Source organism: Pseudomonas sp. B21-032 (assembly GCF_024748965.1).
Taxonomy (GTDB): Bacteria; Pseudomonadota; Gammaproteobacteria; order Pseudomonadales; family Pseudomonadaceae; genus Aquipseudomonas.
On sequence record NZ_CP087180.1, the window covers coordinates 1,583,596 to 1,598,813 of the forward strand.

The 15,218-nt window shown below is 63.2% G+C and carries 15 protein-coding genes and 1 pseudogene; 6 read left to right on the top strand and 10 right to left on the bottom strand.

What is annotated here, in order from left to right:
* Positions 1 to 35: 35 nt before the first annotated feature.
* The 5 genes from LOY54_RS07285 to LOY54_RS07305 form a co-directional block, all read right to left on the bottom strand.
* Positions 36 to 452 carry a Spy/CpxP family protein refolding chaperone gene (locus tag LOY54_RS07285; protein ID WP_045200107.1) on the bottom strand — a complete coding sequence of 139 codons (417 nt, stop codon included), beginning with the start codon at positions 450 to 452 and terminating at the stop codon, positions 36 to 38.
* Between the two features lie 119 nt (positions 453 to 571).
* Positions 572 to 1,249 (bottom strand): response regulator transcription factor, encoded by a 678-nt coding sequence (locus LOY54_RS07290; protein ID WP_045200109.1) that lies wholly within the window; start codon positions 1,247 to 1,249, stop codon positions 572 to 574.
* A 7-nt stretch (positions 1,250 to 1,256) separates the two neighbouring features.
* On the bottom strand, positions 1,257 to 1,661 hold the full coding sequence (locus LOY54_RS07295) for a translation initiation factor 2 (protein WP_045200111.1): 405 nt from the start codon (positions 1,659 to 1,661) through the stop codon (positions 1,257 to 1,259).
* A gap of 121 nt (positions 1,662 to 1,782) precedes the next feature.
* Positions 1,783 to 2,082, bottom strand: a complete 300-nt coding sequence (locus tag LOY54_RS07300) for a YciI family protein (protein WP_045200113.1) — start codon at positions 2,080 to 2,082, stop codon at positions 1,783 to 1,785.
* A 1-nt stretch (position 2,083) separates the two neighbouring features.
* A complete protein-coding gene (locus LOY54_RS07305; RefSeq protein ID WP_195883338.1) occupies positions 2,084 to 2,692 on the bottom strand; it encodes a septation protein A in 609 nt (202 codons plus the stop codon).
* Positions 2,693 to 2,758: 66 nt separating this feature from the next.
* On the opposite strand from LOY54_RS07305, the gene LOY54_RS07310 reads away from it, so the two are divergent.
* From LOY54_RS07310 to LOY54_RS07335, 6 genes and pseudogenes are all read left to right on the top strand, one after another.
* Entirely contained in the window at positions 2,759 to 3,622 is an 864-nt protein-coding gene (locus tag LOY54_RS07310) for a PHP domain-containing protein (protein WP_045200118.1), read from the top strand.
* Between the two features lie 13 nt (positions 3,623 to 3,635).
* A complete protein-coding gene (locus LOY54_RS07315) occupies positions 3,636 to 4,265 on the top strand; it encodes an L-threonylcarbamoyladenylate synthase (RefSeq protein WP_045200120.1) in 630 nt (209 codons plus the stop codon).
* Positions 4,266 to 4,393: 128 nt separating this feature from the next.
* Complete coding sequence (locus LOY54_RS07320) at positions 4,394 to 5,092, top strand: ScpA family protein (RefSeq protein WP_177329175.1); 699 nt, start codon at positions 4,394 to 4,396, stop codon at positions 5,090 to 5,092.
* Positions 5,093 to 5,107: 15 nt separating this feature from the next.
* A pseudogene (scpB, locus tag LOY54_RS07325) lies at positions 5,108 to 5,866 on the top strand (SMC-Scp complex subunit ScpB); the annotation flags it as partial.
* Between the two features lie 171 nt (positions 5,867 to 6,037).
* Entirely contained in the window at positions 6,038 to 7,168 is a 1,131-nt protein-coding gene (rluB, locus tag LOY54_RS07330; protein ID WP_045200126.1) for a 23S rRNA pseudouridine(2605) synthase RluB, read from the top strand.
* Between the two features lie 628 nt (positions 7,169 to 7,796).
* Positions 7,797 to 9,218 (top strand): amino acid permease, encoded by a 1,422-nt coding sequence (locus LOY54_RS07335; RefSeq protein WP_045200547.1) that lies wholly within the window; start codon positions 7,797 to 7,799, stop codon positions 9,216 to 9,218.
* A gap of 45 nt (positions 9,219 to 9,263) precedes the next feature.
* Here the strand turns inward: LOY54_RS07335 and LOY54_RS07340 are convergent, their stop codons facing one another.
* The 5 genes from LOY54_RS07340 to LOY54_RS07360 form a co-directional block, all read right to left on the bottom strand.
* Positions 9,264 to 10,391 (bottom strand): DUF1120 domain-containing protein, encoded by a 1,128-nt coding sequence (locus LOY54_RS07340; RefSeq protein ID WP_258610066.1) that lies wholly within the window; start codon positions 10,389 to 10,391, stop codon positions 9,264 to 9,266.
* 87 nt (positions 10,392 to 10,478) lie between these two features.
* Positions 10,479 to 12,941 (bottom strand): fimbria/pilus outer membrane usher protein, encoded by a 2,463-nt coding sequence (locus tag LOY54_RS07345; protein WP_258610067.1) that lies wholly within the window; start codon positions 12,939 to 12,941, stop codon positions 10,479 to 10,481.
* Positions 12,938 to 13,654, bottom strand: a complete 717-nt coding sequence (locus LOY54_RS07350; protein ID WP_258610068.1) for a fimbria/pilus chaperone family protein — start codon at positions 13,652 to 13,654, stop codon at positions 12,938 to 12,940. Before LOY54_RS07350 ends, LOY54_RS07345 begins: the two co-directional genes overlap by 4 nt.
* A 138-nt stretch (positions 13,655 to 13,792) precedes the next feature.
* Entirely contained in the window at positions 13,793 to 14,434 is a 642-nt protein-coding gene (locus LOY54_RS07355; RefSeq protein ID WP_258610069.1) for a DUF1120 domain-containing protein, read from the bottom strand.
* Between the two features lie 44 nt (positions 14,435 to 14,478).
* Positions 14,479 to 15,114, bottom strand: a complete 636-nt coding sequence (locus LOY54_RS07360; RefSeq protein ID WP_258610070.1) for a DUF1120 domain-containing protein — start codon at positions 15,112 to 15,114, stop codon at positions 14,479 to 14,481.
* Between the last annotated feature and the right edge of the window lie 104 nt (positions 15,115 to 15,218).

Below are 15,218 nucleotides of genomic sequence, written 5' to 3' on the forward strand. Positions count from 1 at the left end.
GCCTGCTGGGGCAGGCCGGGCGGGTGGCTGACAGCTTACTGGGCCTTGTTGGCTTTTTCAGCTTTCCAGGCTTTGAACTCGGCCCATTCGGCGCGGCGTTCATCCTGCTTTTTCTTCATTTCGTCGAACTGTTTTTGCTGTTCGGGTTTGAGCAGGGCGCGAATCTCGGCCTGGGTCTTGTCCTTCTTGGCCTTGAGCTCGTCTTTCAGGGCCTTCTGGTCAGCGGCCGGGAGTTTTTCCAGGTAGCGCTGGGTGATTTCCTGACGGCTTTTCATCTGCTCGCCCATCAGCTTGCCGATCTGCTGGCGCTGTTCGCGGCTCAGGTCCAGCTGGGCGAAAGGCGCTCCACCGCGGTGGTGCTCGCCGTGGCGCGGGCCGCCGGCATCTGGCATGGCCATGGCAACGGTGGGCAGAGCAGCGGCGAACATCAGGGCGATAAGGGTCTTGCGCATGGTGACTCTCCTTTCTGAGGCCGGTCGTTACCGGATGTGCCCAGTCTAGGGAGATCAAGGTCAGCGGCGGTCAGGCAAGGGTAAAGCTTGGGTAAAGATGCCTGCGCGCCGTGCTGACATTACAGGCTGTAGTAGTAGCCGCGGCTGCGCAGGGCGACGATGCGCGGGCGGCCATCGGCGTGCGGGCCGATCTTCTTGCGCAGGTTGCTGACGTGCATGTCCAGGCTGCGGTCGTACAGGGTCAGCTTGCGGCCCAGGGCGATCTGCGCCAGTTCCTGCTTGTCCAGTGGCTCGCCGGGCTGGCGCAACAGGGCTTCGAGGATGCGGCTCTCGGAGAGGGTCAGGGCCAGCTCTTGCTCGTCGATGCTGACCACGCCGCGGGCCGGGCTGAAGCACAGGTCGCCGATTTCCACCTGGCTCGGCGTCGCGTTGGGGTGGCTGCGGCGCAGCACGGCGCGCAGGCGGGCGGTGAGTTCACGCGGGTCGCAAGGTTTGGCCAGGTAGTCGTCGGCGCCCAGCTCCAGGCCGAGAATCCGGTCCAGCGGCTCGCCACGGGCCGAGAGCATCAGCACCGGCAGTTCGGCGTGTTCGCTGCGCAGCTGCTTGAGCAGCTCAAGACCGCTGCCGTCGGGCAGCATCACGTCCAGCACGACGGCGGCCGGCGCCTGTTCGGCCAGCGCTTTGCGGGCGCTGTGGCCATCGTGGCAGGCACGTACCACGAAACCTTCCTGGGTCAGCCAGCTGCCGAGCAGCTCGCAGAGTTCCTGGTCATCATCAATCAGTAACAGCTCGCTCATGACTCACTCAATTCAACCATTGCCGACGCTTTCTGTGTCCGCCACTGGCAAAGATACCGCAGAGTGCTGCAAACAGGGCAACTGCGCCACCAATCAGGAACCATTGTTGCTGCTCGGTGATGAGTTTCGGCGCGGCGCTGGCCTGCAATTCCTTGAGTGCCAGCTTCAGTTTCTGGTTTTCCTGGCGCAGACGGGTGAGCTGGGCGCTTTCGCGTTCGCTGTCGGCGTTGTGCAGCTGTTGGACCAGGGTTTCGCGCAGGCGCTCGCTTTCTTTGAGGCGCTGTTGCAGCTCGGTGATCTGGCTGCCGGCACTGAGCGACAGCGGGGTGCTGGAGCCGCTGGGCTCTTCAGCCTGGGCCAATGGGGTCAGCAGCAACAGGCACAGCAGCAGGGACAACGGACCTTGACGCATCGGAACTCCTGATTCCATTGGATGGTTCAGGAGGTTGTCGGCCATCGGGCGAGAATAATGAGCATTTGCCAAGAGAAAGCTGCAAGGGGCGGTGTGCCGGCTTGGCCACCGCCCTGCGGCATTACGGCAGGACTTGCTTGAACGGCTTGACGATGACGTTGGCGTAGACGCCGGCGGCAATGTACGGGTCGGCGTCGGCCCAGGCCTGGGCGGCGCTGAGCGAGTCGAATTCGGCGACGATCAGGCTGCCGGTGAACCCGGCGGCGCCCGGGTCGTTGCTGTCAACGGCCGGGTGCGGGCCGGCCAGTACCACGCGGCCTTGCTCCTTGAGCTGCTGCAGGCGTTCGATATGCGCCGGGCGCGCGGCCAGGCGTTTTTCCAGCGAGTCGGCTACGTCTGTGGCAATGATGGCGTAAAGCATGTCATTCCTCGTGCTTGGGAGTGGAAGGCGGAGTGCTCGGGTCGCTGTCGTGCAGGTGGCGCGACAGGTACACGCCCTGGGCCACCAGGAACAGTACGGTCATGCCCAGGCTGCCGAACACCTTGAAGTCGACCCAGAAGCTCTGGAAGGTGAAGGCAACGAACAGGTTGGCCGCGCCACAGAACAGGAAAAAGCCGATCCAGGCGATGTTCAGGCGCGTCCATACCGGCTCCGGCAGGGTCAGGGCGTGGCCCATGATGCGCTTGATCAGCACCCGGTCGCCGATGAAGTGGCTGCCGGTGAAGGCCAGGGCGAACAGCCAGTTGACCACCGGCGCCTTCCATTTGAGGAAGGTTTCGCTGTGGAAGGCCAGGGTCAGGCCGCCGAACACCAGGCAGGCGACCAGCGTCAGCCACTGGCCTTTCTCCAGCTTGCGTTGGCGAAGGAACAGGGCGCCGTAGACCACCAGCGAGCTGATGATCAGCATCGCCGTGGCGCTGTAGATGCCACCCAGTTCGAAGGTGTGCCCGGCAAATTCGACGGCACGCGGTTCGAGCTTATAGACGATGAAGAACAGGAGCAGCGGGATGAAATCGATGAATTGTTTCACAGTGGCAGCCAGAAGCAGGATGTGACGGCATAATAACAAACATCAATGACAGCGAAAGCGCCACCTATGAATGTTGATCTGCACTGCCACAGTACGGCCTCCGACGGCGCCTTGTCGCCTACGGTTCTGGTCGCCCGGGCCCATGAGCACGGCGTGCGGATGCTCTCGCTGACCGACCATGACACCCTCGAAGGCCAGCTCGAAGCCCGCGCCGCCACCCAGGCCCTGGACATGCACTGGGTCAGCGGCATCGAGCTGTCGTGCACCTGGGGCGGGGCGACCATTCACGTGCTGGGCTACAACTTCCCCCTCGACGCCGCACCGTTGCAGGCCGCCGTCGAGTCGCTGCACCGTGGTCGCTGGTTGCGTTCGGAAGAAATCGACCGACGGTTGGCACTCAAGGGCATGAAGGGCGCGCTCGACGGCGCGCGGGCCATCCAGCAGGAACTGGGCGACAGCGGCAATGCCCCGGCGCGCCCGCATTTTGCCGAGTACCTGGTGCGCGCAGGCTATGTAAAAGACCGCGCCGAGGCGTTTCGCAAGTGGCTGGGGGCCGGCAAGCTGGGCGACGTGAAGCTGCACTGGCCAACCCTGGAGGAGACCGTCGAGACGTTGCGCCAGTCCGATGCCTGGGTCAGCCTGGCCCACCCGATGCACTACGATTTAACCCGCAGCAAGCGCCGCCGGCTGATTGCCGACTATATTCAAGCAGGCGGGCAGGCGCTGGAAGTGGTCAACGGCATGATGCCGGCCGAACAGGTAGGCACTCTGTCGATCCTGGCCCGTGAATTCGGTCTGCTGGCCAGTGCCGGCAGTGATTTCCATGGCCCTGGCACCTGGGGCGAGATCGGTGTCTACCGGCCATTGCCAGAGGACCTGCCACCACTGTGGCGCCGATTCAAACATGAGCAGCCTATCGCGGCAGTCTGAACAGGAAGAGAACGTGAGTCAGTTTTTCCAGATTCATGCGGAAAACCCGCAACCGCGCCTGATCAAACAGGCCGTCGAAATCATCCGCAAGGGCGGCGTGGTGGTTTATCCCACCGACTCCTCCTACGCCATGGGTTGCCAGATCGGCGACAAGAACGCGGTTGAACGGGTTCGCCGCCTGCGTCAGCTGGACAAGAACCACAACTTCACCCTGATCTGCTGCGACCTGTCGCAAATGGGCCTGTTCGCCAAGATCGACACCGCCACCTTTCGCTTGCTCAAGGCCCATGTACCGGGGCCGTACACCTTCATCCTCAACGCCACCCGCGAAGTGCCGCGCCTGCTGCTGCACGAAAAGCGCCGCACCATCGGCCTGCGCGTGCCGTCCAACCCGATTGCCCTGGCCCTGCTCGAAGAGCTCGGCGAGCCGCTGATGAGCGTCAGCCTGATCATGCCCGGCGAAGACCAGCCGATGACCGATCCCTACGAGATTCGCCAGGCTCTGGAGCATCATGTCGATCTGATCGTCGATGGCGGCTTTGGTGACCTCAAGGCCTCGACCGTGATCAACCTGGCGGGCGATGAGCCGGAAGTGATCCGCGTCGGTTGCGGCGACCCTGCGCCGTTCATGGTCGAAGCGTGAGCCAGGCGACCACTAGCGAAGCGAGCATCGACCCGCAAGCAGGCGCCCAGCAGGAACTGCCGCTGGTGCTGGTGTATGGCGAAGCCATGACCGAGATGCCGGTGGACCTGTACATTCCGCCGGATGCCCTGGAAGTGTTTCTGGAGGCCTTCGAAGGGCCTCTGGATTTACTGCTGTACCTGATTCGCAAGCAGAACGTCGACATCCTCGACATCCCGGTGGCGGAAATCACCCGCCAGTACATGGGTTACGTCGAACTGATGAAGACCGTGCGCCTGGAGCTGGCCGCCGAGTACCTGGTGATGGCGGCGATGCTCGCCGAGATCAAGTCACGGATGCTGCTGCCGCGTTCGGCCGAGGTCGAGGAAGAAGAGGCCGACCCGCGTGCCGAACTGATCCGCCGCCTGCAAGAGTACGAGCGCTTCAAGGCCGCCGCCGAAGGCATCGACGGCCTCAGCCGGGTTGGCCGCGAGGTCATCGTGCCGCGCCTGGACGCGCCGCAGGCCAAGGTGCGCAAGCTGTTGCCCGAGGTCAGCCTGGAAGAGCTGCTGGTGTCGATGGCCGAAGTGCTGCGCCGTGGTGATCTGTTCGAAAGCCACCAGGTCAGCCGTGAGGCGTTGTCGACCCGCGAGCGCATGAGCGAAGTGCTTGAGCGCCTCAAGGGCGGCGGCTTCGTGCCCTTCGTCGAGCTGTTCAGCGCCGAGGAGGGCAAGCTCGGGGTGGTGGTGACCTTCATGGCGATTCTCGAACTGGTCAAGGAATCCTTGATCGAACTGGTGCAAAATGAGCCCTTTGCGCCGATCCATGTCCGCGCCCGCGCCGAGTAACAACTGAGCAAGCCCATGAACCTGAACGAACCGCGCGACCTGGCGCCCCTGCTCGAGGCCTTTTTGCTGGCCTCGGGCAAACCGCAATCCCTTGAGCGCCTGTACGAATTGTTCGAGGAAGCCGAGCGCCCGGAACCTGCGGTGTTCAAGAAGGCCCTGGAGGTGCTGCGCAAGTCCTGCAATGGCCGCGCCTTCGAGCTCAAGGAGGTGGCTTCGGGTTACCGCCTGCAGATCCGCGAAGACTACGCACCCTGGGTCGGCCGGCTGTGGGAAGAGCGCCCGCAGCGCTACTCCCGGGCCCTGCTGGAGACCATGGCGCTGATCGCCTACCGCCAACCCATCACCCGCGGCGAGATCGAGGACGTGCGCGGTGTGGCGGTCAACACCAACATCATCAAGACCCTGCTCGAGCGCGAGTGGATCCGCATCGTCGGCTACCGTGAAGTGCCGGGTAAACCGGCGATGTTCGCCACCACCAAGGCCTTTCTCGACCACTTCAACCTGAAGAACCTCGATGACCTGCCGCCGCTGGCCGAGTTGCGCGAGATGGAGCCTGAGCCCGAACCGGTACTGGAACTGGACGATGCCCCGGTACCGGCGCACCTGCAGGCCCTGGCCGATGCCAGTGCCGAGCCGCAAGAGCCCCAGGAAGAAACCAGCTTCCGCAGCCTGTTGACCGAACTGGACGCCATGGAAGAAGGGCTCAAAACCGATTTCGATGACCTGGTCGACGATACCCAGGTGGATCTGGACGACGAGCCGTTGGCAACCGAACCGCAGACGCCGCATCAGTAACCCTGGCCTTCGGGCGGATAGACCCGGCAATTTTTGCAATTTCGGCTAGTCTCAGGTGCGTTCACGTCGCGATCAGCGTATGATTCGCGACCCTTTTTGGCGCTTGTTCGCCATACCAGATTTTCGTAAATACACCGGGAGGTGCCCAGCATGAGTGAAAAAGACCTGCAAGAAACCCAGCCATTGCCACCATCAGGCGAGAAACTGCAAAAAGTTCTCGCCCGTATCGGCGTGGGCTCGCGCCGCGACGTCGAGGCCTGGATCAGCCAGGGCCGGATCAAGGTCAATGGCGTCAATGCCACCCTTGGCCAGCGCGTCGACCTGCACGATGCGATCTCGGTCGACGGCCGCGTGATCAAGCGCGAAGAAGCTGCCGAAACCGTGCGCCGGGTGATCATGTACAACAAACCCGACGGTGAGATCTGCACCCGTGACGACCCGGAAGGCCGTCCGACCGTGTTCGACCGCCTGCCACGGCCGAAAGAAGGCCGCTGGATCAACATCGGTCGCCTCGACATCAACACCACCGGCCTGCTGATGTTCACCACCGACGGTGAGCTGGCCAACCGCCTGATGCACCCGTCCTACGAAATGGACCGTGAGTATGCCGTGCGTGTGCGTGGTGAAGTCGACGAAGACATGATTGCCCGCCTCAAGGCCGGTGTCGTGCTCGAAGACGGCCCGGCGCGTTTCACCGACATCCAGGAAGCCCCTGGCGGTGAAGGCTTCAACCACTGGTACCACTGCGTGGTGATGGAAGGTCGCAACCGTGAAGTACGCCGCCTGTGGGAATCCCAGGGCCTGGTGGTCAGCCGTCTGAAGCGCGTGCGTTTCGGCCCGGTGTTTCTCAACTCCGACCTGCCGATGGGCCGCTGGCGCGAAATGAGCCAGCAGGAAGTCGACATTCTTGCCGCCGAAGTGGGCCTGACCCCAGTGGCCATGCCGGCCCTGAACCACAAGAGCAAGGACAAGCTCGAGCGCCTGCAGCGCAAGTCCACCCGTCCGCTGGGCCGTGGCGAGCGCGTGCGCACCCTGCGTCCGGCCCAGGACGGCGCTGCAACCGGCGAGCGCCCTGCGCGCCAGCCTCGTGGTGAAGCCGAGCGTCCGGTTCGCCAGCCCCGTGGCGACGAGCGTCCAGCCCGTCAGCCGCGTGGTGAAGCGCCGCGTAAGGACAGCGGCCGTGGCAGCAGCACCGTGGCCGAGCGCCCAAGCGACATGAACAAACGCGGCAAGCCGGCGCCCAAGCGTCCGGGCAGCACCCGCAACAAACCGCGCCCGTAAGTCGGGCCGGTTAAACAAGCCAACCTTCGGGTTGGCTTTTTTTTTGCGCAAATTTCCTTGTCTTACAGACACTTCCGTAAGCCGTGGAAAGTTTTTACACCATCGTGTAAATAAATCGTTACAAATGTCAGCCGGTACACGGGCCCTGGCTGGAGATTTCTATGGGTGTAAACAGAACTTGCCGAAAGCCCCGGGCCAGGGCGCTTTACTTGCCCGTCAACAGCTTGTTCGCAGGCCCCGGGAGCGGTGAGATAGGCGCCATTGCCGTGTGCAAAGCCGGGCCGGAGAGCCGGGCATTCAATAAGAACAAATGGAGGCGCCATGTACGCCGATTACCTCCCCAGGCTAGAACCCTTCCTCAGGACCGGTGCGTTTTGTCGTCAGACAGTCACGCAACGTGTTGACCCCTGCGCGTCTGTAGGGGTATACAATGCGCCGCGTTTTAACTGTGACCCCAATGCGTACCGCGCACTCTTGCTGACACCCGGCTGATTCGCCCACGGCTTATGCCCTGGACGGGCAGCAGTTGGCCAAGATCCTCAAGGTAATCACCTTGTTAATTCCGCTGCGCCACGAGCGCGGTGGGTCCGATTCCGTCACAGATAAAAACAAGCAGGTGACTTCGTTCATGAGTGGACAAAACACGCATTCAGGCGAGCTGAAACGCGGCCTGAAAAATCGCCATATCCAGTTGATCGCCCTGGGCGGTGCAATCGGTACCGGGCTGTTCCTGGGTTCGGCCGGGGTGATGAAGTCGGCGGGCCCGTCGATGATCCTCGGCTATGCGATCTGTGGCTTCATTGCCTTCATGATCATGCGCCAGCTCGGCGAGATGATCGTCGAAGAGCCGGTCGCCGGCTCCTTCAGTCACTTCGCGCACAAATACTGGGGCGGTTTTGCCGGCTTCCTGTCGGGCTGGAACTGCTGGGTGCTGTACATTCTGGTGGGCATGTCGGAGCTCACCGCCGTTGGCAAGTACGTGCACTACTGGTGGCCGGAGATCCCGACCTGGGCCTCGGCGGCTGCTTTCTTCATCCTCATCAACGCGATCAACCTGGCCAACGTCAAGGTGTTCGGCGAGGCCGAGTTCTGGTTCGCGATCATCAAGGTCCTGGCCATTGTCGGCATGATCGCCCTGGGCAGCTGGATGCTGGCCAGCGGTAGCGGCGGCCCGCAAGCTTCGGTGAGCAACCTGTGGGAACACGGCGGCTTCTTCCCCAATGGCGTCAGCGGCCTGGTCATGGCCCTGGCGATCATCATGTTCTCCTTCGGCGGCCTGGAAATGCTCGGTTTCACCGCCGCTGAAGCCGACAAGCCGAAGACTGTGATCCCCAAAGCGATCAACCAGGTGATCTACCGCATCCTGATTTTCTACATCGGTGCCCTGGTTGTGCTGCTGTCGCTGACCCCATGGGACAGCCTGGTCACCAGCCTCGATGCCGCCGGTGGAACCTACGGCGCCAGCCCGTTCGTGCAAGTGTTCTCGCTGCTGGGCAGTGATGTTGCTGCGCACATCCTCAACTTCGTGGTGCTGACCGCGGCGCTGTCGGTGTACAACAGCGGTACCTACTGCAACGCCCGTATGCTCTACGGCATGGCCGAACAGGGCGATGCCCCGGCGGGCCTGGCGAAGATCGACAAGCGCGGTGTGCCGGTGCGTTCGATCCTGGCTTCGGCAGCGGTGACCCTGGTCGCGGTGCTGCTCAACTACTTCATCCCGCAGCACGCGCTGGAGCTGCTGATGTCGCTGGTAGTGGCCGCCCTGGTGATCAACTGGGCGATGATCAGCTACTCGCACCTGAAGTTCCGCCAGCACCTGAACAAGACCGGCCAGACCCCGCTGTTCAAGGCGCTGTGGTACCCCTATGGCAACTACATCTGCCTGGCCTTCGTGGTGCTGATCCTGGGCATCATGCTGCAGATCCCGGGCATCCAGATCTCGGTCTACGCGATTCCGGTCTGGCTGCTGGTGATGGTGGTCTGCTACAGCCTGAAAACCAACCGCAGCAAAGCGGCGGCAGCGGCTACCCCGGCCTCGCTCAAGCGCTGATTCACACGGTTGAAAAAACGCCCCGGTTATCCGGGGCGTTTTCGTTTACAGGTAAATGATCTCGATCGTCGCCGAGCCGTCGAGGTGGATGTCCTGGCGGTTGTCCAGTTCGCTGGTGGCGGCGATCACCGGCATGATGTTGATTGGCGTGCTCAGGTGGCGGATGGCGATCGGGCCGTTGCTGTTGTTCTCGACATCATTGAAGCCGAGCAGGGTGGTGGTGGTCAGCGCTTTGCTGGTGCTGCCTGCGGTGCTCCAGCCGGTGCCGCGGGTCGACTGGGTGAGGTACACCGCCGGCAACTGGTCGGCGCTGATGTGCAACGGGTCGATCTGCACCTCGTACAGGCCGATTTTGTTCTCGCTGGCATCGCGGCCCAAACCGTAGAAATTCAGCGAATCGACCACCGCCGTGCCGTCGCGGTTGTCCTGCATCAGCAGGGCATAGCGCGCCGGGCTGTCGCACTGGATCGACAGGTTGAGCTGGCGCGTGGGCAGGCGCGTGCGCTTGTCGCTGTTAAGGCTTTGCAGGCTGATCTTGCCGTAGTCCACCACCCCGCCCTGGGACAGCAATGGCGTGCAGGCCGCTGGCTGGATCTGCCATTGCAGAGCCAGTTCGGCAGTGCTGCCGGAGGCCGGGGCAGCGAACTGCCCGCTGCTGCGCAATGAGGTCGACTCGCGCACTTCGAAAGCCTTGGCAGACAGCTCGGCTTCGAACACCAGGGTCAGATTCAGGCTGCGGCCTTGCACGGCTTTGCCGGCCCGGACCGGGACCATGCCGCTACGCGGCTGCCAGCCCAGCGAGGCGCTGGCCGGGCCCGGCACGGCGCCGGTTTGTTCGATCCGGGCCAGGTCAACGCGTTCGCCGTCGACCATGGCATCGGCGGCACGTACTCGGTAGTGCCCGCCAGCGGCGAGTTCGAAGCGCTCGCCGTCCAGGGCATTGGCTGTATAGAACACACTCAGGTCGGTGCTTTCGCTGCAGCTCAGGGCCAACTGCGCGGATTTCTCCGGCAGTGCCAGGCCTGGGCTGCCGGGCTGCAGGCGGCTGCGGTCGAGGGTGCCATAGTCCAGCGGCGTCGGCGTGATCTGTAATCGGCATTCATTGGCGAAGGCTGTCAGCGGCAGGCCGAAGAGAAGGAGCATTGCAAGCTGGGGTTTGTACCGGGTGTTCATGATTTGACGCATCCTCACCAAAGCGGTGTATGGAAGGACGACACAAGGTGTAGCTGCCGTCTGGCGTCATGTCGTCGCGAAGGGGGGTCAACTGCAGGTGCGTTGGGCCTGGGTGTAGTAGCTGTCGCTGCGGGCGCCGGTATCCGGGTCGAGGGTGACGCGGCATTCGCGGGCCTGGTGGTCGCTGATGATCAGGTGGCCGATGTCGGCGCTGTTGTCGATGAACACCAGCCCGCCCGGTTGCACCAGGTTGATGAAGCGCCCACGGTCGTCGAACACCGACGCGCCGCTGGGCAATGGCTGGCCGCTGCTGTCGAGCAGGGTCAGCAGCAGCCGACGGACACTCCAGGCGCGGAAACTCAGGCGCGGCACCGCGCCGCGAGTGGCGCGCAGCACGCCGGCCCCCTGGTCGACGTTGATGTGGGTCGGCAGGCTCTGGGTGTCGACCTCGACCGGGCTTTTGCCATAGGCGGTGAGCGAGGCCACCACCGCGTTGCCGGCATGATCGGTCCACACCGGGCCGCTCGGGGTGCTGGCCTTGACTCCGGGGGTGTCGGTGACCGAGAGGATCGCGAAGGTATCGCGGATCGGGTAGGGCGAGGGGGTGATCCCGGCCCCATGCACGGCTATGCCGCCGCGCAGGCCGAGGTTGTAGTTGCTGTTGTCGCCGTCGCCGCTGTAGTTCAGGTCCAGCTGGGTGTAGCGAGGTAATGCCGAAAGGCCGGCGCTGGCCAGGGTGCTGGAATCGCCGGAACGATGTTCTGCGCCCAGGCGATAGCCAAGGCTGTCACTGACCTGCTCGTTGTAAGCCACGGTGCTGGTGGTACTGCTGTCGTTATGGCGCACGCTGCTGCGCAGACGCCGGCGACCATCCAGGGGGATGCTGGCGCTGAAATACACGGCGTCGTCGTTGTAGCCGTCGCTGCTGCCCAGGGCTTTTTCCACCGTCGCCGAGAATGTGACGCCGCCGTAGCTGTTGCCCCAGGACAAAAACAGCCGTTGCGTGCTGTCGTGCTCGTAGTAGGTGCTTTGCGTGTACCCCAGGTTGAGGCTGCCCAGGGCGCGGCTGGCCCAGCGCAGGCTGGTGCTGAACTGGTCGCGGTAGCTGGAGGCGAACTGATCATTGTCGCGGTAGGTGCTGTCGAGCAGTTCGCGGTAGCCGCGGCTGCGGTGGTTGGCGGCCACCAGGCTGCTCCATTGCTCGTGCATTTGCCAGTTGAGCTGGCCGCCCAGTTGCGCGCCCTGCTGGTCGAGGCTGCTGGCTTGCGTGCCGATGGCAAACACCTCGGTGCTGAGCTGCGGCGTGAGCGCGGTGCCGAGGCTGGCGCCAAGGCTGCGATAGCCCTGGGCGAGGATCAGGCCGCTGCTGATGACCGAGGTATTGCCCAGCGCGCCGCTTTGGCCCAGGCTCACCACCGCCGGGTCGTCGCTGCCATGGCCATGGCTGCGCACCACGCCGGCGCCGATGCTGTAGCCGCTTTGCGGGCGGGCGCTGGCGGCGAGGCTGGCCGGTACGCGAAAGCGCCGTTGCTCGCCATTGGTTTCGATCACCGTCACTTCCAGGTCGGAACGCGACGTGATGCGCGGGATGTTGGTGAGGGTGAAGGGCCCGGGCTGTACCACAGTGCTGTACAGCAAGGCGCCGTTCTGATGCACCTCGACCCGCGCCTGGCTGTTGGCGATGCCCTGCACGCTGGCGTTGTCCAGCTGCGACAGCAGGCCATACTCCGGCGTGAGCTGCGCGCCCATGATCTGCGCGCCGTTGAGCACCGGGTTGACCAGGCTGATCTCGCCGGCCTGGAACAGGCTGCGGTGCTGGGCGAAGCTGCGTTGCACATAGGTGTCGAGCATTTCGCTGCGCATCTTGCCATCGAAGCGGCTGTGCACCTGGCGGCTGCGCAGGATCCAGTTGTCCAGGTTCAGGCCCAGCTCGGTATTGGCTGCGGCATAACGGCTGGACTGGCCGTCGTAGCGGTTGAACGAGCTGAAAATGTCGTAGTTCAACAGCCCGGCAATGCCGCCCTGGCTGTAGTCGTCGGACAATTGTCGCTCGTCCAGCAGCGCCTGGTCCGGTACGAACAGTCGCACCTGGTGCTGACCGGGCTGCAGTTCGATCTGAGCCTGGGGGAAGGCCGTGCCCAGGGCCAGGCAGTCGGGATCGGCAGGCTGCTCCTGGGCATCCAGGGTGGTGGACCACTCGGCGGGTTGGCGCAGCCCGGCGAAGGCCAGCAAGGGATTATCGACGCACAGGCTGCCATCCTCGCCGAAGCGCGCCTGGGTAGTGCCCCTGTCGCGGCCGTTGACGCTCAGGCTGATCTGCTGACGCCCTGGCGGGAAGCGGGTTTGCCTGCCAAACAGGGCAGCAAGCCTGGGATCGATACCGCGCTGGCGCAGGACCTCCTGGTCGAACACGCTGTGCCCGGGCGCTGCGGCTTCATTGGCGGCTCGTGCCGGTTTGAAGGTCTCAAGTCCCAGCAGGGTCAGGCACAGGCCCAATATCAATTGCTCGCGTGGTCGCGGTTTGCCAATGGCATTGACGATGACCTTCACAGGATGCGCGCCTCGTATGGATCGACCGCAAAGCCATAGACCGTGGCCGGCTGAAAGCGCACGGTGTTGGCCGCAGCGGCGGCATCAGGCAAGTCGAGGGTGATGGTTTGATTGGCCAGCAGGTAAGTGCGGCCAAGGTCCAGGGCGTGTTGGCCGGGCAACAGTTTCAGCTCTTGGGCCAGGCGCACCACGTAGGGGGTGTTGTTCTCCACCCGCAGTTGCTTGCCGTCGATGCGCCAGGTCAGGCCTTTCCACGGTTCACTGTTGCGTGCCAGGCCCTTGGGATGGAGGATCACCGGCAGGTTCTGGCGCACGCCGAAGTTGACTCGCATGGCCCCGGGATCGCCCGGGGCGGTTTCGCGGATACCTTCGAAGATCACCCGGCGCAGGCGTTGGGTCTGCAGCGGCTCCTTGCCTACATAGTGGAAGATCACCTGTTGTTCTTTGCCGGCTTCGACCCGCGCCACCGTGGGCTGGACCACCAGCAGGTTGTCGGTGTCTTCGCTCGGGTTTTCAATGAATACCGCCAGCAGGGCGGCATGCGGATCGGTGTTGGTGACCACAAAGTCGCTGCCGTTGGCGCGGGCTTCCTCAACGATCACCACCGAGGTTCTGGGCACCATACCGTCGGCGTGTGCCTGCATCAGGGGTGGGGTGCAGATGAAAATCGCAGGCAGCAGGCTGCCGGCAAAGGATTTGCACGCAATAGTCATGGTTGTAAGGTTCTTGTGCGGCGTCGGGCGCAGCTCCCCTCAAGCTGCATCCGGCAGCCTCATGGTGGGGGAGTGCGCCGGCCGTGGGTCATGGCCGGGGTGCGAGGGGTCCCTGTTCGCGCCCCTTGGGGGCAGCGGTCAGAGGTAGACGACTTCGATGGTCGCGCTGCCGTCGATGGGGATGCTGCCGTTTACCACCAGGCTTTTTTTGATGAAACCTCGGACGTCCATCATCACGTTGACGTTCCTGATAGGTTCAAGGCGATGACTTATTTTTGAGTTGAATCCGGTTCGACTCAACGGCACTCGACTGGCATTGAACAGGTTTCCACGGTCGTCTCCCAGGCCGTTCCAGGACTGGCCGCCATCGTTCGAATAGAAATTGAACCCTTGTTCACCATCGACCAAAGTGTTTTCAAACTCCCAGGTCATCATGTATGAGCCGATGCTCTGGTCCTGGTGCATCCCCAGTCCGAAGGTGTAGTCCCGTGGGTCTAGGGTGTCGAGGCGATTGTCGCGGGTCATCAGGGCAAAAGTGGTTGCGGCGTCGCAGTCGATTGCAAGGCTCAGGGTCTTGACCGGCAGCGTGTAATTGGTCGAATCGCCCTCCAGATCGGTCAGGGATACCGCGCCGTAGTCGATCACGCCACCATTGCCCAGGGTTGGCGAACAGGCGGCTGGAGTGATGGTGCCGGTGACAGTCAAGTCGGTGGTCGCGGCGAAGGTGTTGGCGCTCACTACGCCAATGAATATAGCAAGGGTCAGTACGGAGGTTTTCACGGCAAATTCCTGTTGGGTGTTGGCGCAGGCTGACGGCCCGCTTGTCAGAGGTAGACGACTTCGATGGTTGCGCTGCCGTCGAGCTCCATCGCACCGTTCATGGTCAGGTTCTTGTTGATCGTTCCACTGACATCCATGGTTACGTTGACGCTGGTTGCGGGCGTCGGGCCCAGGTGTGGGCCAGAAGAGAAGCCTACGAGGTGATTGGGTGATCGCCCCGCGTCATGAAGGATGCCGTCGACAATGCTGGTCCAGTTGTTGCCGCCATCCGGGGATCCCAGGTTTTCGCCTTGTGTGCCGTCGACCACAGTGCTCTCGTATTGCCAGGTCATGGCGTACGAACCTATCGACTGATCCTGATGTTTGCCCAGCCCGAAAAGCCATGGGTCGATCCCGCTGCTGTCGCGACGGTTGTCATTTGCGATCAGCGCGAATGTCGCTGGGGCGCTGCATTCGATTGAGAAGCTCAGGGATTTGGCTGGCAGGCTGTAACCAACCGAGGTTTCTTCAAGCTCGGTCAGGGCCAGCGAACCATATTCAACCAGGCCGCCGTTGCTCAAGGTCGGCGTGCACGCGGCAGGGGTGATGGTGCCGGTTACGGTGAGGTCGGTCGTGGCGGCCATGGCGTTGGCAGTGGCCAGGGTGATCAGCACAGCAAGGGACAGTACGGACTTTTTCACAGCGGTTTTCCTTTTAAGTGTTGGTGGTGGGTGTTGCAGACGACCCGTTTTTCGAGCGCAGCAGTCCGTTCCCTGTCGCTGGTGGCAGGGAAAGACCTGGGCGT